Source organism: Nocardiopsis synnemataformans (assembly GCF_965343085.1).
Taxonomy (GTDB): Bacteria; Actinomycetota; Actinomycetes; order Streptosporangiales; family Streptosporangiaceae; genus Nocardiopsis; species Nocardiopsis alborubida.
This window is the reverse complement of the sequence record NZ_CBDRFA010000080.1, coordinates 1-21422: the sequence shown is the minus strand read 5'-3', so window position 1 is coordinate 21422 and position 21422 is coordinate 1. Positions and strand designations below refer to the sequence as shown.

The window sequence follows — 21422 nt, the reverse complement described above, 5'->3', positions numbered from 1 at the left end:
TCGCATATTCGATGATCGGGTGCGGGAGCTGCGCGCCGGGTGTGGGGCGGTATCCAGGCCGACGTCGGCGGGCGCCAACGTGCCAGAGGCCAGTCGGCGGTGCACAGAGCTGCCCTGGGGGAGTTCGTTGCGGAATAGCACCTGGACGGGAACGAGACGGTTGGCCTCGCCGGGGGGCAGGGGTTCGGCGTCGGACATCCGACCGTAGTGGAACACGGTGTAGTGGTCGGTGTACTCGAAGATGCCGGTGCGGGTGGGTGTGGGTGGCTCGATGACGTGCAAATTCTTGGTGGAGTGCAGGACAGGCATCATGCTGCCTGGTAGTAGCAGCAGCGGTCGGGGGCCTCGTGAGGCGGGCTCGGTCGATCGTCGCGGCGCGGTTTCGGAGTCCGCGCGGCCGCGGTGGTGTCGTCGTTGCCCGTCGGTGCGGGCGCGGGTGTGGCGGTGCGCGGGGTAAGTCCGCTGGTGGAGGCCAGGTGGCCGCCTGCGACGGTGAGCACGCGCATGCCGACGGCGCGGGCGGAGGCGATGCCCTCGGGGGCGTCCTCGCGCGCGATGACGGTGGCGAAGGACAGGTAGGCCCTGCTGGCGGCGTGCAGGAGCGCTAGCGTGCACGCGATGAGAGTCAAGGTATGCACCTCCGAAGCAGCCGCCTACCTGGCCGCTGTCATGGCTGGGGACGGCCTCCACACCGCCGCGCGTAAAAGGCGTCGGGTAGCTCTAGAGAGCCCGGGCCGGTGTAGAGGTCATCGAGTGAATCTGCTCCTCGAACAACTTGTGGCTAGCGCCAGGGAGAGCGGCTGGGGCGCGTAGTAGCCCACACCCACCTCGATAGCCAGGCTTGCCATGTCGGTGATCTCCTGGGACGAAAGCGCATCACCACGGTGTAGACGCCCGCCCGTGGCGCCGGTGCGGTGCCGCGGGCGGGCAGCCGGGCCCTACCGTCCAGGACCTAGTCGTAGCCGAACAGCCCTGACCGGGAGGGATGCAGCCGGTCGTTGATGCAGGCTTCGGCGCCATCCAGGGACACCGAAACCCCGTCCACGCCGAGCTTGACGAGGTGTTTGGCCACCCGGCTGCGGGTGAGAAGGATGCCATTGTTGGCGATTACCACCGCATAGCCCACCTGTTCGATGAGGGCGGTTACCTCCAGAGCGCCAGGCCGGTCCGAGAGCTCGCCGTCGGCGATGACAACCCGCTCCACCAGTAAGTGGACCAGGGTGTGGGCGAATGCGGTGATCCGCTTGGTCGTTGCCGACGACGGCGTCTCCGCCTCCGGCCGGTTCACCGGCCCAGCCCGGTTCATGAAGGCCCGCTCCCAGCGCCTGGTGTGGCCACGCCACGACGAGTACGTCACGGACTGGCCCGGGGATGCGATCCGCTCCTCCACGGAGTTGGCTGTCGAGAACCTGGGCAGCGGCGAGTTCGGCGGCCCGGACTTTCTGCTTAAGCTGATGGTGCCCGCCTGCGCGCACAGCGCCCAGGTCTAGGACGAAGGCGGCGGTGTCGCCTGGTTCTACGGGCTGGGAGACCGATCGTGGACGGCTGTGCGGTGAGAGCCCGGCGCGCCGGGTGAGGGACGAGATCGAAGCGGCATGGCAGTGGTGGGAGGTCCAGGGCCGTCCGGGGGGCGAACGGTTCGGTCTCACCGTGACCGCCACAAGCCACCTGGTGTGGCTTGACGAGCCCACTCAGCTCATATTGCCTTCAGCGTGAGCCCAGGCCCCTTCCGAGCACGGGAGGAGCCTGGGCTTCTACGACAAGGCCACCACGCAGGCCCCTGCTGAGGCCGAAGACACCTGAACCGCTACTCCCTCAGTGACCACGCACGAGTGTCATGCAAGCCCTCGCCTATCTACTCGAGCGCCCAGGCTTATCCCGGCCTGCAGTGAACGACCGACTTAGATTGTCGTTCACCAAAGTTGGTTGCGCTCGCATCTCCACTATCTACGCGTGCGAGCCGACAAACCGATCTTGTTTAAGATCGCTGGCCAATAATGACCGAAGCGCATATATAGCCCTGGTCATGTTTGTTTAATCCTCTTCGTCGTTGAGCATCTCTTCGTAGGTGATCGGCAGTTCTTCGTTGATGGAGGAACCGTCCTCCGATTCATTAGGGGAGTGGTCATGCTCAGGGGTGGAGGAGGAACCTCGGACAGATTTGCTTGAGATGGTGCTCAGCCAGGCATCGTACTCGGAATTTGGAATGAAGAACCAGTACTCAAGAGACTTCCGCAAAGCCTGGCTAGCTTTAGTTCGTGCCTCCTCCGCTATATCCTTATCTTCGGACTTGCCTGTACTGGTCTTCAGCGCCTTGAGTTGCTCATCCGAGCAGTAGTCAAGGTACATCTCTCTAGCATCGGTGACCAGGCTTTCGAAGCTGGACCGGTCTGGCAGCCAGGCGGATATGTGAGACCATGACTCCTCGTTGGAAAGCGCTTGGAGCCAGAAGTAGCGGAAGAGTACGGCCCGAGCAGTTTCCATCTGCTTGATCACATTGATGGGGTGTTCGACATTCTTACTGAACGCGAGCCGTCGGTCGCGTTTCCTTGTTTTGTTCGGCCCCGTCTGGCGGAAAAATGCGTTGAGCCCGTTGGTCAGAGCGTTGGAGAAGTCTCCCAACTCCTGGATACTCCAGCCGTTTGTGCTCTTCTTACGGTGCTCCCAGAGTGTGCCAAGAGTAAGGAAGAGACCAAGTTGGCATGCGTGCGTGTTTAGCACGGCGAAGGCCGACTTGCTATCATCTCTCCTGTTCGCGAGGTTGGATCCCAAATACTCCTCGGCACGCAGGAGCTCAAAGTGCTTTTCTTTCTCGTCAAGAGCCCCCCAAGCCCTTAGTACATCCTCGGTGCCCTTCCTCTGCGACTGACCCAGGTTCTTCTTTTCGTACTCGAAGTGGTCGTGGCTGTCCTTGAGCGTCCAGTAGACACCTACGCCTCCAAAGAGTGCGTCACGAGCAAGCGCGGAAAACGGTTCGACCGTGTTCCATTCCTTACGCATCCGTGTCAACGCTCGCGCGTGCGCAGCATAGGGATCCAAGGAGGAGAGAAGCGTGAGGATCGCCTTTCCCCATGTAGAAGTAAAGCGCTGACAGATTTCATCGACTCGACCTGCTGGAAACTCTTCTCCGCCGATTCTCAAACGGTTGTATACGATACCCCCGTCTTCGAACTGTGGTTCGAAGAGAGTCTCAATATCAAGTTGCACCCGCATGAAAGCGTTACGGACTTCTTTGGGTGAACGGCCGCTGAACTTCCGTTTGACGTCAGTAAGGTTGTCAGATGGACCGAAGACGCAGCGCTCCACCGCGCTTTTCAGCAAGTGAATGTTTGTCATCACAGACCATCGGGCCGGTCGGTAATTCTTTGTATCGGGATTGTCGTACTCAACAGCATAGAGGGGAAGAAGGTTATCGTCGTCACGAGTTCTGAGTTCACTGAGGAGGCTGCGCGTCAAGACGTTAACGAGCTCAGCATCTGAAAGCAGAATGATGCGTGATTCGCTGGGTGCCTTAGCTTCCTTATTGACATCCACGAACAGCTTTCGAGCCGCCGAGTGGGGATCCTGGGACGGTCCGACTAGATCCGGAAACCAACAGACCGTAACCGGAACTTCGATTTCCTCGAGCTTGAGAGTATTACTGACTGCAGGGTTTTTCAGATAGTCATTGACAAGGTCTTCGTAGAAGGACGCGAATTTTTCCCCTGAACCACCTCGCCAGGTCCTGGACATGGTCCGCTCGATCGCTAGAAGCGCCATTGCTCGGTGCTGGCCATCCAGAACGACCAGCTTGGCTTCAGCATAATTCCAACGGAGCTGAGCGAGATTAATTGAGTGTGGATGTCCGTGATTATCGACCATTCGTCGAACCTGATAGGCATCTCCGAACTGCTCTTGGCGCCACTGAGCCTGCATGTCGGTGACGCTTTCAATTTCTGATCCAGATGGGAAACGAGACGGTACATTGTCCTCAAAAGGAAGCAGTACAGCCATAATAGGAGGAAAAAAGGCAGGACCCGTTGCGCGCTTTTCTAGCAAGTAGGGAATGAGTCCAGTAGCTACACGGTGGTCGTCCAAGTCTCGTTGGAGCAGTTGATTGAAATCAAGGTCCTTTGCCTCCATGATCTCACGAACGGGGCGAAGGCTTTTGGTGAGGCGACGCTCAGGATCATTTGACTGCTTCCCGAGCCTAGCCTTGGTCATAATGTACTCGACGCGACCCGCTGGGGCATCGAAAGCACCCCACGTTCCCATGACCTTTTCACTGAAGGGGTCGTTCTGGCTGGCAATGAGCATCGATTTACCTCTTTCCCAGGATGGGGCTGAACGCGCGATGCAAGAACCACTCTGCTGACTGTGTACTTGCGCGGGTGAGATCAGAATCCGACGAGCTTTCCTCGGTGCTGACGTCGATGACCCATGCTTCCAAATGTTCCATGGATATACCTCTGGATGCAGCACGTTGTCCGAAGTTTTTTGCGTCTACGCGCAATCTTTCGGTGTGATGAGGGTTTTCACGAAGCCATTGCATCGATTTGCTGTAGCTTTTTCTGTGTTGCAGCAAGCGGGCACGAAGATTATCAGCGACCCCGATATACAAGGGGGCAGAAAAGACGGGGGTGATGCGGCTTAGCATTTCAGAGAGGATCTTGCGACCTTTCTCTGAACTCACTGAATCCGCAAGGGCTGCATGGTCCTTACTGTGCTGATCATCCCTGTCCCCAACAGTATGGGATTCAGGATCTGCCATACCTCGGTCAAGCTCGAGACTGCCATCCCAGGCGCCACCATAGGCAGCGGAGCCCTTAAGTTCGATAGGAGGTGGGTCGTAATAACTCGCGTACTCGCGCAGAAGCCGTAAGAAACCTTGAACTGATGAATCCTCATCGCCAACAGGACGTGTCTTCCAGTCTTGCGGGCCTGCATGGAAGGAGACGTACCAGGCGTAGATACCTGGTGATGTCGGCACCTGTTCGAGCTCGAGCATTCGGTATCTGGTCGCCGCGGGCTTGCCGAGGGCTTGGGAGTCTGCCGGGTTGACCAAGACTGTGGCTCCACCAATGTGCGGCTGGTCGGGCTTCCCAGAGTAGCGGCAACCATGTCCGCTCGGAGAAGTTTGACAGAGACCCACAGGTAGCACCAGGTCGAACACAGAAGAGCCGGATGTTCGCTCTAGTGCGTTGCTGTCAGCAGGTAAGGAACGCAAGCAGGCTCCTGTGAGAGGCCCCATGCGCCCTGGAGGTCAAGGGGATAGAAGAGGCCCTGGCCAGGCAGGTTTCGCCATGCCCAAGATCGTTGATGGGAAATGTGTGTCCTGGTCAGTGGTCTAGGCCACCATCGACCGCTTGACCGGGGCACCGATTTCCCAGTTGTGCCAGATCACCGCGTTCAACGCGCAGATGCGCTGACACACACGAGCCCAGAGCCCCTCAACCGTGCGCGCAGCGTGTCGTTCCAACCCGAGCTGGTTCTTCAACGCCCAGATGATCGCTTCGATCCTTTGCCGCAACCACCCCGGAAACACCCGCTCGGGCTCGCCCTTGCGCCGCGGACGCACCAGAACATGCCCCAGACCCGCGGCGGCTTGCTCGATCCCGGCCCCGGCGAAGCCCTTGTCACACACGATCGGGCACGGCCCCGCCGCGGGCGGTTGTGTATGCAGCAGGTGCAGGGCCTGCTTGCGCTCGTCCAGCTCCTTGGGATGGGCCAGGGAGAACGCGCACACCGACCCCTCGACGGTGGTGATCAGCACGAGCTTGGCACCCCAGTAGAACGCGTGATGAGAGGTATCGCGGACGTAGCCGGCGATCTCGCCCAGACCGGAGCGGTCGACGGTGACCCGCGAGGCCCCGCACCGCACCGGGGTGCCGTCCATCAACCGCAGTTTCTCGTACCAGGTGGGGGTGGCTCGGGCGAGCCACCGAGCTGCTCGCAGCAGGGTCGGGGCCAGGGCACGCAGGTGGCGGTTGTACTCGGACTGGGTGGGCAGGCGAGGGAAGAGATGGCCGATACGTGCCGGTGCGGCCCGTATCCAGTGTCGTTCGGAGTCATGGCGCAGCAGGACTTGGGCGATGGCGACACAGACCAGTTCGGCGTCGGTGAGCAGACGGGGCCGCCCTGCCCGGCGGGGTTGATCCGTTGAAGGGAGCACATGGTCGTCCAGATGGACGTAGAGTGCTGTCAGAAGGGCGTCAAGGTTGGTCGTCACACACCGATCCTCGACGCCCTTCGTTATGGGCGCAGCAGGTTCAGAGATTTCCCATCAACGATCTAGGGGCTCGTGGCGGTCGGTGGTGCGAACCTACGTGACCGGGCGTGCGTCGGCCCGCTTGCGGTGAGAAACCGCAGGGGGCCATGACCAAGCGAGCGATGTCGCTACGATGGCCACGGCCCCGATGTTAGAAGTTCATCCGGATTAGCCCAGGGTGCTTATGATGGCACCAACTTGGCTGACACCATCAAGCGATGAATCGGCTTAACTGGGTCTCCGGAAGAAGCTTTTTACAATGGTGGCAATTTGTCTATTGCTGTGTTAGTAGCCGGTGGATCCCCTTGGAACCACTGCCAGCTGCGAGATACCCGATGCCACGATGGACATGGATTGTCAGAGCCCGAGCAACTGCCGCATCAGTAGGTTCCTCGCCGTCAAGAACACAGCGATGCACCAGTAGAGCTCGGTAAACGTCCGCATAGGTACCTGCAAATGTCCGCCATGTCATTTCCACGTTGGAGTCCGTAATGATGTCACGGACTAGCGGCACCGAGGGATCTTGTAGTGAAATGGCCAAGGCCCAACGACACAGAACGTTCCACGTCGGAATGCCAGTGGTTCGCTTCAGACGTACAAGTTGGTCTCGAGCTGCCTGGGACAAGCGAATGGTTTCAAGCGACATGTTCGGCTCCGGTGGTCCACCAGTACCCGGATTTAACGGAGGTGGTCAGCTCTGAGTCATTATGCACTAGAGTGTAGGCGTGAGCGATATGGGGCTTGAGTAGGCTAAGCAGGCGCTCATCGATCTCCTCGTCCGTTGAGAGTAGCAACACCTGGTGGCTTGCCTGAGGGAAGTATCTCTTGACTAGGTGTTCGCGATGGTGGCTGTCGAGGCGGCCCAAAGGAGTATCGATCACACTCGGCAGACGGTTGCCAGCAACCCGCGCGATTCCCCACAAAAGGGAGACGGCGAGCAACTGGCGTTCTCCCGCGCTGAGCCTGGTTGGTTCGAGATATTTTCCGTCCTCACCGATGAGCACGATGGTGTACTTATCGGTGTCGATGCGTAGATCCGATACCAAGCTGTTCTTTCGCATCAATTTGTTGAAGCTGTCGAGGACGGCGACCTCGAGTCCGTTGATACGTCTTTCAAGAAGCGCATGGCCGAACCGTTCGAGGGTATCCCGGATCTTAGACGAGTACTCTACGATGCGAGCGGCGTCCTCTGACTTTTCCAGCAATTGGATATTGGCTCGGTGGGCGCGCTCGAGGGTGGATTCACGCTGTTCGCGATTTCTTAGTGCACGCTCACATGCGTCCTCTGCGATTGAGAGGGACTGCTCCGTCTGTGCTACTAGGCGGAGCGCGGCATCGCGCTCCTCAAGGCGATGGCCAATGGTTCCCTCGTCGGGAACTCCAGCAAGTTGGCGATCGATGCTTTCTGCATGCTCAGTGAGACGGTTGAACTCACTGACCAACTCGTTCGCATGTTGCCGTTCGTACTCGATGATTTGTGGTATGGAGCGCAGTTGGTTATAAGCGTCTTCGGAAAGACCATAAACTCGGGGAGTCATGGTCTGCTGCTTTCGCTGTTCGCGCTCTTCTGCCAGGTGCGTTGCTAGAGTGTTCAAATCTACACCCGGTTGCATTTCACCGAGCCGCTTCAGGAGCCACTGGTCTCGGTCTTGTAGGATGTCCAGTACCTGAGTGTTTTTCTCCGCCTGCCGCTCCTTTTCAGACTGCTCTTGGACGGCGGCGATCTGAGAGGTCAGTAGACTTAGAGGGAGCGCACCTGCCGACGCGTTCAGCAAGGACTGCTGTACGGTCTGCAATTGTTCGGATACCGCTTTGCGTTCCGACTCTAGTTCAGTTCGGCGCTCGTAGTAGGATCCGCCATCTTTAGCAAATATGCGTTCAGCTTCACCGAGACGCTTTTTTGCCTGGTCCAGTTTGCTTTGCAGGCTCGCGCGCCTTTGAAGGGAAGACTCAAATTCTGCTTCGGCCGCCTGAAGATCTTTGCGCAGGGCGACGATTTCTTCTGACGCATCCTTATCTTCCTTGGAAGCGGCCTTTCGGCGCTCGAGGGCGACCAGGTCCGTGCGCAACTGTCGGACGGTGTTAATACCCAGGAGTGACTGTACGGCGGACTCGATCACCGCGGCGGCCTGGCGCGTATCGGCAAGTGATTCGATCTTTTCTCCATCAAAGAAGAAAAGCGAAGCTATCTCGAGGGGGAGGAGATCCTCAATGTGATCAGCCCAGCCCCTGCTGATGACCGGATCATGCTTACCGTCAATTTCCGCCGCAACGGTCTCTTGGATCCTGTTCTTTTCAGAATACCAGCGCCGGTCTACTCTATAATGACGTTCTTCGCCTTCGCGGTGGACGGAAAACTCAAGAGTTACTGTAGCACCTTCACTCTGGTCAACTCGCCGATTGATGCTTTCGCGGAGATAGGTCTCGTATGGTCGATTGCCGCGACCACTGCATCGTGCGCGCGGCCCATAGAGAACGAGCTGAATTGCGTCCAGCAGCGTTGTCTTTCCGCAACCGTTGAGGCCTCCGATCAATACGATCGGATGCCGAGGGTCGGTTGTCAGTTCCATGGACTGCTCGCCTAGGTAGGCGCCGAAGTTAGTTAGGGCTATTTTACGCAGGAGCATCCGAAGTCTTTTCGAGGTCGATGAGAGGCAGTTGCCGACGCGCGTACCGATCCTGGGTGTGTGCCAAGGCCTCGTCTTTTCCGCTCCAAGCACCCTTCTTAACAGCTTTTTCCAGCTGTTCAAAGAGGCCAGCGCGTCGATTCATTGTTCGGAATCGCCGTTCCACAGCAAGAAGCTCCCGGGCCGTCCCGAAGTGGAGGTCGTCTTCGCCGCACACTTCCCACAGCAGCTGCATCTCATCAGCACCCAAGGCCAACTGGTCATCGAGAGGTGCTCCAGGAAATTCTTCACCGGTGGTTTCCTCATAGATGCGGGGCAGATTGTCCTCGACTTCGTGCTTGTCGAAGACCCACAGACGGCGGATTTCGTGAAGTTCGTCCATCGTGATCAGTTCGATGCCGCGGACGTATTCAGGAGCGTTCTGGCGAACCCATGTCTGAGCTTCGAGGAGTTTACGCAACCACTGTTCTCGAGCATTCTGGGTGTATGGGCCGTGAACGATGCGGTCGCCGAAAAGCTGGATTCGGCCGTCCATCTTACGAAAATCGCGCAGGTGGCTGTCATCCGCGACGTCGAGCTCGTTGCGCAGAGCCAGGAGCGGCTGCATCCACTCCTTCTCCTCGTCGTTTTGGATCATGGCGGTCATTGATTTGTCTTGTTCGACGAGCGTGCACGTCCAGCACCCGAACCGACTGTCTCCGCAGGAAGGTGTTGTGCTGTCCACGACCAGGGGGCACTCACTGTCGGCGGATGCACCTTGGTACATGGTCAGCAGGTCCTTGTTTGGATGCCCCCAAGGGTTACTCTGCTGCATGAGAAACATCCATACCTCGTCGGTGCTCCAGGCCTCGATCGGGCTGTAGACGAGGGAGTTGGGGAGGTTGCCGTTGGGGGAGAGGCGGTCGCGTACACGCCGCTTTTCGTGCTTTTCCATGGTGCGAGCCCTGATCGAGCTTTCTGCCTTACGGGTGCCCAATACCAGGATGGCCTCACCGTAGTCATCGACGACACTGCGGATGAAACTGTTAGATGGCTTGATTTTGAGTCGCTCAGTGCACCACCGAAACTTCGGGCGTGGCGCAGGGTACCCTTTGCCGATCAACCCAACCCAGAAGGTGTCCTTCACAGCAGGGGTGAGCCGGTGGGGTTGTACAGGAAGCTGCTGCTCTTCGGCAGCTCGTCCCATGGTTTCCAGTGATTGAGAGACCCAGCTTGCTACGATCGGGTTCTCGACCAATGTGTCGGTGCTAATGACATGGACTGGCTTAGTCCGTTTTTCCGCCGGGAGCTGCTGGAGCGCGAGCCAGACGAGCTGCAGGATTGCCGTGGAGTCCTTGCCCCCGCTGTAACCCACAACCCAGGGTACTTCGTCTGCGGTATAGAGCTCTAGGATTTCTGCGATTAGTTCCGTGACCACGGAGTTGAGTGTGCTGCCCTCAAAGGGTGCTTTCGGCTTTGTGGGAGTACTCATACTTCTCCTCGCAGGTAGGCGTCTTCCAGTTGCTGTTCTTCCGGTGTCAATGCAAGGCTGAGCTGTTGCCTTAGGTAGTTGGTAGTCAGGATCGTGTTTTGATGGCTCTTGGTTACACGCCCTCCGACGATTGCGCGACCCTCCCACGCCGTATTGGTGCGCGACCAGTCCACTTTGCCGATGGGCTGGAGACGCGCTTTCCAGTCGGCTTCCTCGGTGGATTCGCGCAGTAGCGTGTTTCCCGCTCGCCCCAGGGCGTGTAGAGCCAGCCCATGGCTGTGAATGAAGTCCTTGCGAACCTCTCGTGCGAGCAGATCCCTGCGTCGGACCATGCCCCACTCGGGTATGAGCTCGTCCACGGCTTCCCAAAAGCGCCCGGCGAGGTCGCACGCCTCATCGCTGTCCCGGGGAAGATCCAAGTCGCGCAGCAGTGCATGGCTGGCGTTGTAGACAGAACTCAGCGTGAAGAGCTTGCTGGATCTCGCTGACAGGGTGCTGCGTTCCATGTCCACATGCCCCTTGAACACGGGGCAACGCAAGGACAGAAGACGTGCTAGCACGGCTTGTGGGTCTCGGTGGTCGTACAGGACACCGATGGAGCGGGCGGGGCGCACAGCGTGCCGGTTGAGGTCGGAAAACATTTGTTGACAGCGTTCGAGCCCAGCGTCGTGGAAGAAGACCACGGCGATCGTCTCATCGCCCAACTCGGGGCGCTCGTTCAGAGCCAGTTCGATCGCGGCGCGTCGATGTTGACCATCGTTGATCACGAACCGCGCATCCATGGGGATGCGGATCTGACCGACCCGCATGCCGGGTCCTTGCTCAGCCATCGCGTCGAACTGGATGTCCCCGTCGATGGATGCCGTCAGCGCGCTGAAGACGTAGTCATCGGGGTTGTCTACCAGGTAGCGCGTCAGGGTGGGCAGACGCCCTTTGTTGAGCACTCGTTGGGCTCGCACCTCAGGGGCGAGCTCCTCGTCGTCGAAGAGGAAGATCCTGGGGATGAGGCGCAGGGGGCACATGGAGGTGTAGAACTCACGCCCTGCCTGGATCCCGCGGATGGCGGGGAAGGTGTACTCGTAGCCGGCAGAGGTGGTTCCGTGTGCGGCGTGCGCTGCAGTACGTGAACTCACCAGTGTCACAGTAGTACAAGTACGTCTTGCCTTTGACGTTACGGACGTTAATTTTGGTGAGAACAGCGATGAGAGAAGGTTGCCATGGTGGCTTACCTGGACGCGGCAGCGACGACACGTGTGGACCCACGCGTGGCGGACGTGGTGCTGCACTGGATGACAGAGGAGTTCGGCAACGCCGGAAGCCGCACGCACGAGTTCGGTACGAGCGCCAAGCGTGCTGTACAGCAGGCGCGGACGTACCTCGCGGGCACAGTCGGAGCCAAACCGGACGAGGTGATCTTCACCAGTGGTGCTACAGAGAGTAATAACATTGCTCTCCTGGGTCTCGCTCCGCACGGCGAACAGACCGGACGGCGCCACATCATCTCGTCCGCGATTGAGCACAAGGCTGTCATCGAGCCTCTGGAATACCTGCAGTCCCGAGGGTTTGAGGTCGACTTCCTCACACCTGGGTCCTCTGGGCGCATCCCGGTTGAGGCAGTGCAAGAACGTCTACGTCCTGACACCCTCGCCGTGTCACTCATGCACGTCAACAATGAGACCGGGGTCGTCCAACCCGTCGATGAACTCGCGCACCTGCTCCGCCGAACATCAACGTACCTCCACGTCGACGCCGCCCAGGGATTCGCCAAGCGCCAGCAGGACCTGACCGCGCCCATTGACATGATCAGCGTCAGCGGCCACAAGATCGGAGCCCCCAAAGGCATCGGCGCCCTCGTGATCCGTCGACGAGGATGGGACAAGGTCCCCCTGCAGCCACTGATGTACGGCGGCGGTCAAGAGCGCAAACTTCGCCCAGGAACACTGCCTGTCCCCCTGATCATGGGCTTGGCCAAGGCCACCGAACTCTTCTTGCAAGAGCGCGAACAGTGGACCAAACAGGCGTTGCTCTTCCGCGAGCGGTTGCTCACCGCGCTCGCTGGCACCCGGCACCGCATTAACGGGGAGCTCGAGCACATCGTGCCGCACATACTCAACGTGTCTTTTGAGGGAGTGGACGCCGAAGCCCTCATCGTTCGCCTTAAGGACGTGGTCGCTGTGGCGACCGGATCGGCGTGCACCAGCGCTTCCTACACCCCTAGCCACGTACTCACTGCCATGGGCCTGGAAGCCGACATCGCTTCCAGCGGACTGCGCTTCTCCTGGTTCCCTGCCGATATCGACGATTTTGCCCCAGAGCCGCTTGCTCAGATCGTTGGAGAGCTTCAGCCAACCACAGCCTGATGCAATCCTCCTGACGGCAAATCAAGCGGTACCTGTGGAGTTGGCCCGGGAGCCCGTCCTCCCGGGAGATGGCCCGCAGGGTCAGTAACTGCTTGGCTGCCGGGTTCTGTCAAGCCGTACACCATGGCAAGCTCCTTGAGTTCACCTTGTTGAACGCCTTCGTGGACTCCCAGAGCGGGGACAGGGAGTGCTTCCAGCGGTGAGCGACAGCCTGGCGGTCCCTGGACGGACACGTGGCCGACGAACCCCTTATGTTGGTTCTTTTCCCGGCGGAAGAAGCCTCTGCTTGAGCATCACAGCCTCCTGGGAGCGGTTTGCCGCTCCCAGGAGGCTCTTGCAGAGTCCTCACCAACGTGCCAGGTCGAGCACCACCGGTACCAGGACTGAGGCCAGATGCGTTGTTGAGGTGCCCCAGAGCACCATGTCACAAGGCGTTGCTGCGGAAAGCGTCACGTATACGGGCTATGGGCTCCCGGTCGCGGGTGTAGTAGAGCTTGTTGGTGAGCAGGACCGCCCACCGGTTGAGCTGCGGGGCGATCCACATGCCAGTCCCCGTGAACCCGTAGTGCACCCACACATCGTTGGCCGCGGTGGTGCCGGGCGCCGGGTGCCAGAACAAGCCGCGGGTCGGTTCGAGGCCACCGGTCTGCACGCGCAAGGACTCATTGATCCAGGCCTTGCCGAAGGTGGCTTCGGTGGTGGGGCGGAGTATGTGGGTCAGGAACCGGCCCAGGTCCTCGGCCACTGAGAAGGCCCCAGCGATCCCACATACCCCGCCCAGCAGCCGGGTGGAGAAGTCGTGCGCGTCCCCGCGCAGATGCGCCCCTGTCTCCTCGTCCAGTTCGGTCGGTGCGGTGCGGGCTGCCAGGAACGCGGGCAGCGGCCCGAAGCGGGTCTCGCGCATCGCGAGGGGATCCCACACCCGGTCGTGGGCCAGGTCGTCCAGATCGGTGCTGGTCAACTCCTCAGCGAGGAACCCCAGGATGAGGGCGGCCCGGTCGGTGTAGTGCACACGCTCGCCCGGCTCGTGGTGCAGGCGCTCGTGGAGCACACCGCGGCGAATCGCGGCCGCATCAGTGCCGTACAGGGCACGCAGTTGTGCCCGGGGCGGCACCCCAGCGGTGTGGGTGAGCAGCTGGCGCACGCTCACCCGTCCCAGTGGGGCGTTGGCCAGCTCTGGCAGCAGGGCACCCAGCGGGTCGTCCAGGCGCAGGGTGCCGTCCTCCCACAGGGTGCCGATCACCGACCACACGGCCACGATCTTGGTGAGCGAGGCGATGTCGAAGATCGTGTTGGCTCGCATCGGCGTATGCGGGTCGGCTGGGTCGAGAAGGCCCACCTGCCCGCCGTCGTTGGCGCCGTCGGCGCCGCCGACCAGCCACACCGCTCCGGGCATCACCTCCTGGGCCACGGCCTCGTGCAGCAGGGTGGTGATGCGCTCGCTAGCCACGTCGCGGTCTTCCTGTTCAGGGCGGGTCGGGGTGAGCCTAGCGGCCTCATGCGATCTCCGTGGAGACCTCGCGCAGCGCGGCGGCGGTGGCCGAGAGCGGGAACCGGGCGGCGTTGCGTATCCCGGCCTCGCGGGCCTGGTCGAGTGCCCGCTGGTCCGAGGCCAGCCAGGCCAGGGTGGTGGCCAGGGTGCGGGCGCTCAGGTCGGGCACGCACAGGGCGCTGTCGACCAGGCCGGGCACCTGCCGGTAGAGCACCGGCAACCCGCACGCTTGGGCTTCGATGGCGACCAGTCCGAACGCTTCCAGGCGGGCGGAGGGCACCACGAGCAGGTCGTGATGGGCGAACTCCTGCCACAGCTGGGGGCGCTCCAACCATCCCAGGTAGTTCGCCTCCGTTGCGGTGGGTGGGGTGGGAGCGGCGACGCTGAGCCGTACCCCGGCGGCCGCGCACGCGGCCACCAGGTCCTGCACCCCCTTCTCCGGGGACAGGCGTCCGGCGTAGAGCAGCCGCAACGGCCCTCCGTCCCCGGGCACTGGGCGTGGGGACGGGGTGGTGAGCAGGGTGTCGGGCACGCCCCAGGGCACCTGCACGATCCGGCTGGTGTCCAGGTCCGGGACCCGGCGCACCAGCAGGTCGGCCATCGCCGCGGTGGGCGCGATAATCCGGTGGGCGTGGTGGGCGTGGTGGGCGAGGCGGACCATGACCGCGTGCTGGGTCGGGTTCTGGTCGGCGTAGAGCAGGTCGGTGCCGTGGATCAACGCCAGAGCCGGTGTTTGGGGGAAGGCGTCGACCAGCGCGGGGAAGGCCCCGAAGGCCAGGTGGTGCAGGTGCAGCACGTCGGGGGCGGGAACCTGGGTGAGGAGTTGTTCTACCAGGTGGGCGCGGTAGGTGCTGAACGCGGGCTCGTGGACGGCCTTGCCGGTTCAGTCGAACAGGGCCAGGTCGGGATTACCTACGACCAACGGGCGGCCCTCCACGACCGCGCGCAGCACTGCGGCGATCGTGGCCCCCCCGCGAGCGGAAGGGCAGCTTGATCCGTGGCGGCGGCACCGTTCCCGGGGCGCGGGTGATGGTGTAGCCGAGTGCAGGTCCATGCCGCGCGCCGATGGCGCACCCGCCCGGCCAGGGCAGGTGGGCTTGACCGTGGGTGCCCATTGGATCCGGTCACCGGAACGGTCCGGCCAAAGGGGTGTCTCCCTGATGGCAAGGTCATGATCCTGCGCTCTTTTCCGTGTCAGGGTGAACCGTCCACGTGGACAGCACAACAGGAAGCAAAGCTGGGAAAGCGGTCGGCGGCTGCCGGGCGCACGGCGCAGCGCCGTCGCAGGAGTGGCGGTCATACCGTGGTCGGGTACGGAGCTCCGGCCCAGTCCGAGGCCAGGTCGCCCCACACCACCAGGTCGTTGATCTGGTCTGTGAGGAGTTCGGCCAGCCACGGGTTCTCGACCTTCTTGGCGCCGACCGGGCGCCCGGTGTCGTAGGCCAGTTCGTAGGCGACCTGGCGGCCCACTACCAGCACGTCTCGCAAGGGCCGGGACTCGTCGAGCTCGAACATCCGGACCTTCTCCCTGGGCAGGATGCGCTGGTCGTGTCCGGCGTAGTGGGCGCGGTCGGCGCGCTCGCGCACCATCCACTGCTGGTAGGGGGTCAAGGGCGCATCCACTAGGTCCAAGCCGATGACCCCGAGCTGGTCCTGGTGGTCCGCAGACCAGGTGAAGCCCGCCTTGGACTGCCCCTCCTCCTCCAGCAGGGCCCGCCCGCGCACGATGTCCCCAGCCAGCCACGCGAACAGGGACGGGATGGTGTCGTCGATGACCAGCCGTTGCACCCCCAGACTCACAACCAGGCCAGTGACGTCCCACCGCTGGCGGGTGAGCCGGTAATCTGCCCAAAACGCGGCTAAATCCAGGTGCTCACCCTCCACGTCGTGCAGCGCCGCGAAAGAGGTTGCCCAGTCGCGGCGGTCGTTGAGGTGTCGCACCAGCCGAGGCAGATCCATCACCGCCTCACCGAGCGTCCAGGAAGGGGGCTGCTGGCAACTGGAGAACCGTTGGAGCTGGTCAGGGCCGAGCCCGAGCATCTCGCTGGCGGTGGAGGCAAGAAGGACTCCACGGGACTGGGTGAGTACGGGGGTGCGGGTGCGAATCCGAGCCGCACGCTTCTTGTTCATCATGCCTCTGGGTTCTTGTACGGGGGACCATGCAATGGGACGCGAACACGCGGGCAGAACACAGCACCGGTGTCGGAACATGGCCGCGGTGGAACACGTGTCTTTCCGCCGCCGAGGCGGGCCAGGAATGGTGGTGAGGAACCAGCAGGGGCTGGCATTCACACCCCGTTCCTTTCCACCCTGGGAAGACCCGCGCCAGGCCAGATTGATCTCTCCTCCGCCCACGGGGAACCGACCCCACTCGGAGAAGGGCCGATGCGTGCGGCAGCTCGCCTGTCCTGCCCCGGTGGGACGCATTCCTGACAGCCCGGGCACCGGGACTCCGCAGGGGCGCGGCGCCGGGGACCGGCCCACAGGACCAAGGCGTAACCGGCTCCCAGAGCACCCATGCCTGCCTGCGGGCTCACAACGGCGCCGAAGACCCCACACGCCAGGAGCACGGCTACGACCAGTCCATCGGCGTGCAGGGCTTGATGCCCCCATTGCACGAGACGACGCCGCCCAGCCGGTACCGCGACGCGGCGGGGACCTGCGTGGTGGCACCATACGCACCCGCTCGACCGGTGGCGCCAGGCGGCCAGCGCCAGAACCAGTCCCACCAGCACGACGTAGGCGCCCACCACTCCCAGGGGGACCGGGGCCCAGCACAACAGCGACACCGACGCCAAGCCCCCGGGTGCCGCTGCGTCCAAGTGGTGGGCCCACCGCGAGCTCACCGCGCGGCCTGCCCCACCGCTGGGATACTCGACGTGTCCATCGCGTGCCGGTTCAGTTCCACCCACTGTTGCCCTGATTCCCCGCCAGCAGCGGCAACATGACGTGCATCTGAGGCACTGAGGACTCATAGTCCAAGGCCAGGGGCATCACGGCGTCGTGCAGCTGGGGTGTGAGCCAGACACGAGGAGCGAACGGGCGCACAGCAACATCCGCATCGGGTGGGGTGTCGGTGGCGGTCACCACCATCCCCGCCGGGCACTCGCCCACCATGGAGGCCTCAGAGCACACCACCAGGCGGGTGCCGGCGGGGATCTGGTACTCGACACGGCCGGGGTGCCACCGGACCAGGCACAGCACGCTCGGATCCCACAGCACTGTCAGGTCCGCGCCGCTGCGGGCCTGGTAGAGAGGACCGTAGCAATCACTCAGCAACTGTGCCGTTTCCAGGGCCTGCGCATCGTCGGTGGTGTCCCACCCCGGGCAGCGAACCACGATCAGACTGGGTGGGCGCCAGCCCCCGTACTCCACGTCGACCGCGTCCAGCACCGCGCCCAGGCCCATGACAGGCCCCTGGAGCACGATCACGCGCAGGTGGACGACCTCCCACCCCAGCATGCGCGGTCCGGGGGTGTGCCCGGCCTCGGCCACGATCTGCTCCCACACCTTGGCGGGGGTGAGACCGAGCGCGTGAGCCATCGCTTCGACCTGAGCGCGGCACTCGGGCACGGGGATACCGGCTTCCACGTGTGCGGCCAACAGGGGGCTGGAGATGTCAGCGCGGCGGGCCAGGTCTTCGAGGGTCCAGCCGTAGCGTTCGCGTGCTGAGCGGATTAGGCGTCCCAGGCTCATCGGCTGTCCACCCTTGATGCTGCCGGTGCTGGCGTACGAGGGGCCGGGGCGGTGGCCTGGGCCGCCGAGGTAGGGGGAAGCAGGGACGAGGTCTCCTCCGGTTGGGGCAGGCGCGGCCACAGCGCGGCTTCGAGGGCGCGATAGCGATCCAGGGGCAGGCTGAGCTTCATCAGGCGGTCCCGCACGGCCCTAGCCGCTCGGACCTCCACCGGATGAGTGAACAACCGGGCTGCGGGGGTGCCCGGGTGGATGGCGATACGAGTCTGGTCCAGCACCCACAGCGTGGGCAACCGAGCCGGGCCCCAGGCAGGAGCGGCGTCCATCACGCGGACCTGCTCTCCGGCGGAGTGCGCTGCTTCGAGCTCCACGTCCAGCAGGTGACGGCGCTGTTGCTCGGTCACCGCGGCGGGCAGGATCACCACGCGTTGGGTGAGCAACCCGCCGCGAGTACGCAGGCGAACGACCTCGTCCCATACCTGCTGGGCGTGCGCACCGGGGCGGGGACGCCCCGTTCGGCCAGCACGCGTACGGTCCTGCTCTGCCGCGCGGGTCTGCGGGGTGCTCGTCTCCACGCACCACAGCCGGTGGGTCTGCTGCAGCGCGGCCATGATGGCCTGGCCCTGGTGGGGTAGGGGGGACGGGGTTCGGTAGCGGCGCATCAGGTCGAGCGCCTGCTCATGGTGGAGGCGTCGGCCAGCACGCCTGTCGTGGGAAGTGGTGTGGGCATGGAGTGCTCCGGGTCGGTCTGCGGGCTGGTGCGGTGCGGTTGTTGGGCCAGCCAGGTGCGGACCCGGTGGGTTAGCGGGGCCCAGTGCTGGTAGTGCGCCTCCTCGGTGGGGCGCGGGTGGGAGTGGGCTCGCTGTTCGGCCGCGGCCACGACATCTGTGCCGCCCGCCTGTTGGATGCGCCGTTCCAGGTAGGCGCCGCACGGACCGGCGGGCCTGGGCCTGGACACGGTGGGCTGCGAGCGGGTCCAGACGTCGGACCCCCTGACGAGGGGAGTTGGGCGTTGGGGCAGGCGGGAGCGCAGCATCACCATGGTCGGTCTCCGTGGTCCAGGTGGAAGTCGGCCAAGAGGCTCCCTTGCTGGTGCAGGTCTTCGATCTGTTCGCACAGGCGCGTGCACAATCCGGGGTGGGACACGACCACGCCGCCGTCGGCACGCCCCAGAGCGGTGTAGGTGCGCAGGTAGACGCGTCCCGCACTCGCGTAGGCGGTCAAGTCCGGCAGGGGGTGGTGTTGGGCGTGCTCCAGGTGACGCACCAGCGTGCTGGCCAGAACCCGGACGGGAAATCCGCAGCCGTGCAGAGCCGCGGCCACATAGTGCTGGTAGGGGGTGAGCGGGGCGCGCGGTACCCACAGGGTCCGCACCCGGACCCCACGGTGGGCCAGGTGCTCGGCCTGGGCCGCACGTGGGGCGTTGCGTGCGCTGATCAGGTCCACGGCGTGCCGGTAGTGGCCACGAAACCAGATCTCCCACGGGCCGCCGTCGGGAGCGCGCCGATCCTGGCGCAGCAGCCGACAGATGCTCCCCTCCCGCACCTGCGCACGCAGAGCGGACTGCTCACGTTGGAAGGCGCCCTCGTCCAGGCGCACGCCGCGCTCGTCAGCCTCGCGCAGCAGGGCGGTGAACAACGTGAGCGGCTGACGACGCACTCGCGTGAGGTAGGCGAACAGGTGGTCGCGGGAGAGGCCGCGCCACAGGCGCCCGGTCGCGGTCTCGGCGTAGACGACCCCGTCCTCCAGCAGCGCGAGGAGCTCGGCCCGGGTAAGACCGCTGACCTCCAGCGCGTGTGCCATGTCCAGCTGCGCGGGCACCTGGGGCGGGCTGAGCAGGATCGTGCGCGCCTGGGCGGCATCCAGGTCGACCTCGCAACGGGTAGCCGCAGGGGAGTGGGTCACCGTCGCCCCCTCATGTGCTGGGCGGCGAAGAGGGCCAGTTTCTGGCCCATGCGGAGGAGTTCGTCCACCACACCGATCAGCGCCTGGGCCAAGGGCTCATCGTGCAACTGCACGGCTCCGGTCGGCCGACCGAGCTGGGTGTGGGTATGCACCACGATCACCCCCGAGGCGTAGACCTCCACCTCCGGCAGACGCCCGCTGTGCTCCAGGTGCCGCGCGTCCACACTGTCCAGCGCACGTACTTGCTGGCCGACGGCCACCCGGCGCGACAGCGCCGCGGCCAGGAAACACTGGTAGGGGGTGAGCGGTGTTGGAGCCACCCACAACAGGCGCGAGCGCGCCGCATCACAGCGGGCCCGTACCGCGGCCTCTTGCTCCTGATGGAGCAGGTCCTGCTGCCACTGATCCAGGCCGCGCACGGCCGCTGCGATGTGTCCCTGGTACCACTGCTCCCACAGGGGTGTGACCGGCGGCATGGTGGGCTGTCGCAGGGTGCGCACGGGCAGACCGTGCTCCCCGGGATCCGCATGGAGCTTGGCGAGCAGGGCGCGGGTTTCCGGCTCGGTGAGCACCTGCCCCTGCACGGCGGCCTGGCGCGCCAGCGCGTCGAAGAGCGTCACCACCCCCGCTTCCCGGCTGGCGATGTAGGAGCACAGGCTCTGCGTGGTCACATGGTCCAGGCGTGTGCGGGAGGGCACGACGAAGCCCTCGTCCATCGCCAGGGCGAACCTTCGAGGAGGCAGGCCGAGTAGGTTCCGCGCCTGGCGGCGGTGCATGTCCTCGCCAGCCCGAGCCAGAGCCAGAGTTCGGTCGCCAAGAGCGGTCAGGTCGTGTGTGGTCGTGGGGGGCACGGTGGTGTGGTCCTCGGATCGTGAATGGTGTGGCGTGGAGCGCGGTGGCCTGAGCGCACCCCGGCGGTGCTCACAATCGACGTCCCGCCATCGACAGGGCAGCCGCGCGCGGCTTCGGTGAGCACGAGGGAGTTGGCTTCTCCGCGGGACGAGGCAGGTGCCGGGCACGAGAGCCGCATGGCTGGGATCCTGGACCATGAACACCTTGCTGCGGGACAAGTCCCGCACCCCGGAATGGCGAAGTTGTGGCGCGCCTACAGGTTGAGCACGGCTAGAGCATCGACGATCTTGCGCTCCAACTCCGTGGCTGTTCTGGCGTAGACCACGCCTTCGCCAGGGACCTGGCCCCACAGGACGCTGCGCCCGTCCTGGGCCATCCCGGAGCGGATACCGACATACCACTCCTCATAACGGGCCTCGATGGCCTCCAAGGCCCGCAGGAGTGAAAGTCCGGCGTCCGGATCCTCAGCACGGAACGACTGTTCTTCGGCGTCCCAGGGGCGGCGAAACAGCAGCAGGGAAGGGTCCTTGCTCCGGCGGATGTTCCAGCTGTTCAACGCGATAGCAGTAGGCACGAGTGTTCCTTTCGTTGGGAAGGGCGGGCCGCCGGCCCCCGTCCGGCGGCCCCAGGGAAGCCACCCCGCTGTGGGGTTGGGGTGGCGGTGGTGTGGGGCCCGGGCCGTGCAGGAGTGCAACAAGACCCAGGCGGGTGCAGCAGAAGAATCCCTATCGGAAGGAATCGGGTGGGGCGCGTCGCCACCGCGCCAGTTCATGCA

20 protein-coding genes are annotated in these 21422 nt (G+C 63.5%); 2 read left to right on the top strand and 18 right to left on the bottom strand.

What is annotated here, in order from left to right; translation table 11 throughout:
• Positions 1 to 308: 308 nt before the first annotated feature.
• Both ACSIH6_RS32525 and ACSIH6_RS32520 read right to left on the bottom strand, forming a co-directional pair.
• Positions 309 to 629, bottom strand: coding sequence for a hypothetical protein (locus tag ACSIH6_RS32525; RefSeq protein ID WP_435112176.1), 321 nt, complete (start codon positions 627 to 629; stop codon positions 309 to 311).
• A 323-nt stretch (positions 630 to 952) separates the two neighbouring features.
• The gene (locus tag ACSIH6_RS32520; protein WP_435112175.1) at positions 953 to 1306 is read right to left on the bottom strand and encodes a hypothetical protein; all 354 of its coding nucleotides are present in this window, start codon (positions 1304 to 1306) and stop codon (positions 953 to 955) included.
• On the opposite strand from ACSIH6_RS32520, the gene ACSIH6_RS32515 reads away from it, so the two are divergent.
• Complete coding sequence (locus ACSIH6_RS32515; RefSeq protein ID WP_435112174.1) at positions 1305 to 1490, top strand: hypothetical protein; 186 nt, start codon at positions 1305 to 1307, stop codon at positions 1488 to 1490. The two genes, ACSIH6_RS32520 and ACSIH6_RS32515, sit on opposite strands and share 2 nt — an antisense overlap.
• Positions 1491 to 2034: 544 nt before the next feature.
• Here ACSIH6_RS32515 and ACSIH6_RS32510 read toward each other — a convergent pair.
• The 7 genes from ACSIH6_RS32510 to dndB form a co-directional block, all read right to left on the bottom strand.
• Complete coding sequence (locus ACSIH6_RS32510) at positions 2035 to 4296, bottom strand: ParB N-terminal domain-containing protein (RefSeq protein WP_435112173.1); 2262 nt, start codon at positions 4294 to 4296, stop codon at positions 2035 to 2037.
• Positions 4297 to 4300: 4 nt separating this feature from the next.
• The gene (locus ACSIH6_RS32505; RefSeq protein WP_435112172.1) at positions 4301 to 4987 is read right to left on the bottom strand and encodes a GIY-YIG nuclease family protein; all 687 of its coding nucleotides are present in this window, start codon (positions 4985 to 4987) and stop codon (positions 4301 to 4303) included.
• Between the two features lie 339 nt (positions 4988 to 5326).
• Entirely contained in the window at positions 5327 to 6208 is an 882-nt protein-coding gene (locus ACSIH6_RS32500; RefSeq protein WP_435112171.1) for a transposase, read from the bottom strand.
• Between the two features lie 313 nt (positions 6209 to 6521).
• The gene (dndE, locus tag ACSIH6_RS32495; RefSeq protein ID WP_435112170.1) at positions 6522 to 6893 is read right to left on the bottom strand and encodes a DNA sulfur modification protein DndE; all 372 of its coding nucleotides are present in this window, start codon (positions 6891 to 6893) and stop codon (positions 6522 to 6524) included.
• The gene (gene dndD, locus ACSIH6_RS32490; RefSeq protein ID WP_435112169.1) at positions 6883 to 8874 is read right to left on the bottom strand and encodes a DNA sulfur modification protein DndD; all 1992 of its coding nucleotides are present in this window, start codon (positions 8872 to 8874) and stop codon (positions 6883 to 6885) included. The genes dndE and dndD overlap by 11 nt, the downstream gene beginning before the upstream one ends.
• Positions 8861 to 10345, bottom strand: coding sequence for a DNA phosphorothioation system sulfurtransferase DndC (gene dndC / locus ACSIH6_RS32485; RefSeq protein WP_435112168.1), 1485 nt, complete (start codon positions 10343 to 10345; stop codon positions 8861 to 8863). Before dndC ends, dndD begins: the two co-directional genes overlap by 14 nt.
• On the bottom strand, positions 10342 to 11478 hold the full coding sequence (gene dndB / locus ACSIH6_RS32480) for a DNA sulfur modification protein DndB (protein WP_435112167.1): 1137 nt from the start codon (positions 11476 to 11478) through the stop codon (positions 10342 to 10344). The genes dndC and dndB overlap by 4 nt, the downstream gene beginning before the upstream one ends.
• Before the next feature lie 84 nt (positions 11479 to 11562).
• Between dndB and dndA the strand changes: the two genes are divergently transcribed.
• Positions 11563 to 12705: a cysteine desulfurase DndA gene (gene dndA, locus ACSIH6_RS32475; RefSeq protein WP_435112166.1), complete on the top strand. Its 1143-nt coding sequence runs from the start codon at positions 11563 to 11565 to the stop codon at positions 12703 to 12705.
• Positions 12706 to 13129: 424 nt separating this feature from the next.
• Here the strand turns inward: dndA and ACSIH6_RS32470 are convergent, their stop codons facing one another.
• The 9 genes from ACSIH6_RS32470 to ACSIH6_RS32430 all read right to left on the bottom strand — a co-directional run bounded on the left by ACSIH6_RS32470 (position 13130) and on the right by ACSIH6_RS32430 (position 21221).
• Positions 13130 to 14155, bottom strand: coding sequence for a serine hydrolase domain-containing protein (locus ACSIH6_RS32470; protein WP_435112165.1), 1026 nt, complete (start codon positions 14153 to 14155; stop codon positions 13130 to 13132).
• Positions 14156 to 14201: 46 nt separating this feature from the next.
• Positions 14202 to 15032 carry a glycosyltransferase family 4 protein gene (locus ACSIH6_RS32465; RefSeq protein ID WP_435112201.1) on the bottom strand — a complete coding sequence of 277 codons (831 nt, stop codon included), beginning with the start codon at positions 15030 to 15032 and terminating at the stop codon, positions 14202 to 14204.
• 461 nt (positions 15033 to 15493) lie between these two features.
• Positions 15494 to 16330 (bottom strand): DUF6879 family protein, encoded by an 837-nt coding sequence (locus ACSIH6_RS32460; RefSeq protein ID WP_435112164.1) that lies wholly within the window; start codon positions 16328 to 16330, stop codon positions 15494 to 15496.
• A 765-nt stretch (positions 16331 to 17095) separates the two neighbouring features.
• On the bottom strand, positions 17096 to 17893 hold the full coding sequence (locus ACSIH6_RS32455) for a helix-turn-helix domain-containing protein (protein ID WP_435112163.1): 798 nt from the start codon (positions 17891 to 17893) through the stop codon (positions 17096 to 17098).
• Complete coding sequence (locus ACSIH6_RS32450) at positions 17890 to 18552, bottom strand: DUF6879 family protein (RefSeq protein WP_435112162.1); 663 nt, start codon at positions 18550 to 18552, stop codon at positions 17890 to 17892. Before ACSIH6_RS32450 ends, ACSIH6_RS32455 begins: the two co-directional genes overlap by 4 nt.
• On the bottom strand, positions 18552 to 18932 hold the full coding sequence (locus ACSIH6_RS32445; RefSeq protein WP_435112161.1) for a hypothetical protein: 381 nt from the start codon (positions 18930 to 18932) through the stop codon (positions 18552 to 18554). Before ACSIH6_RS32445 ends, ACSIH6_RS32450 begins: the two co-directional genes overlap by 1 nt.
• Positions 18926 to 19795, bottom strand: a complete 870-nt coding sequence (locus tag ACSIH6_RS32440) for a DUF6879 family protein (protein WP_435112160.1) — start codon at positions 19793 to 19795, stop codon at positions 18926 to 18928. The genes ACSIH6_RS32445 and ACSIH6_RS32440 overlap by 7 nt, the downstream gene beginning before the upstream one ends.
• Positions 19792 to 20646, bottom strand: a complete 855-nt coding sequence (locus ACSIH6_RS32435; RefSeq protein WP_435112159.1) for a DUF6879 family protein — start codon at positions 20644 to 20646, stop codon at positions 19792 to 19794. The genes ACSIH6_RS32440 and ACSIH6_RS32435 overlap by 4 nt, the downstream gene beginning before the upstream one ends.
• Positions 20647 to 20900: 254 nt before the next feature.
• Positions 20901 to 21221 carry a hypothetical protein gene (locus ACSIH6_RS32430; protein ID WP_435112158.1) on the bottom strand — a complete coding sequence of 107 codons (321 nt, stop codon included), beginning with the start codon at positions 21219 to 21221 and terminating at the stop codon, positions 20901 to 20903.
• Between the last annotated feature and the right edge of the window lie 201 nt (positions 21222 to 21422).

Coding starts and splice junctions, on each gene's coding strand:
- ACSIH6_RS32515 (WP_435112174.1), top strand. CDS start 1,305: ATGAAGGCCCGCTCCCAGCGCCTGGTGTGGCCACGCCACGACGAGTAC.
- ACSIH6_RS32520 (WP_435112175.1), bottom strand. CDS start 1,306: ATGAACCGGGCTGGGCCGGTGAACCGGCCGGAGGCGGAGACGCCGTCG.
- ACSIH6_RS32510 (WP_435112173.1), bottom strand. CDS start 4,296: ATGCTCATTGCCAGCCAGAACGACCCCTTCAGTGAAAAGGTCATGGGA.
- ACSIH6_RS32505 (WP_435112172.1), bottom strand. CDS start 4,987: ATGCTCGAGCTCGAACAGGTGCCGACATCACCAGGTATCTACGCCTGG.
- dndE (WP_435112170.1), bottom strand. CDS start 6,893: ATGTCGCTTGAAACCATTCGCTTGTCCCAGGCAGCTCGAGACCAACTT.
- dndD (WP_435112169.1), bottom strand. CDS start 8,874: ATGCTCCTGCGTAAAATAGCCCTAACTAACTTCGGCGCCTACCTAGGC.
- dndC (WP_435112168.1), bottom strand. CDS start 10,345: ATGAGTACTCCCACAAAGCCGAAAGCACCCTTTGAGGGCAGCACACTC.
- dndA (WP_435112166.1), top strand. CDS start 11,563: ATGGTGGCTTACCTGGACGCGGCAGCGACGACACGTGTGGACCCACGC.
- ACSIH6_RS32460 (WP_435112164.1), bottom strand. CDS start 16,330: ATGATGAACAAGAAGCGTGCGGCTCGGATTCGCACCCGCACCCCCGTA.
- ACSIH6_RS32455 (WP_435112163.1), bottom strand. CDS start 17,893: ATGAGCCTGGGACGCCTAATCCGCTCAGCACGCGAACGCTACGGCTGG.
- ACSIH6_RS32450 (WP_435112162.1), bottom strand. CDS start 18,552: ATGCGCCGCTACCGAACCCCGTCCCCCCTACCCCACCAGGGCCAGGCC.
- ACSIH6_RS32445 (WP_435112161.1), bottom strand. CDS start 18,932: ATGGTGATGCTGCGCTCCCGCCTGCCCCAACGCCCAACTCCCCTCGTC.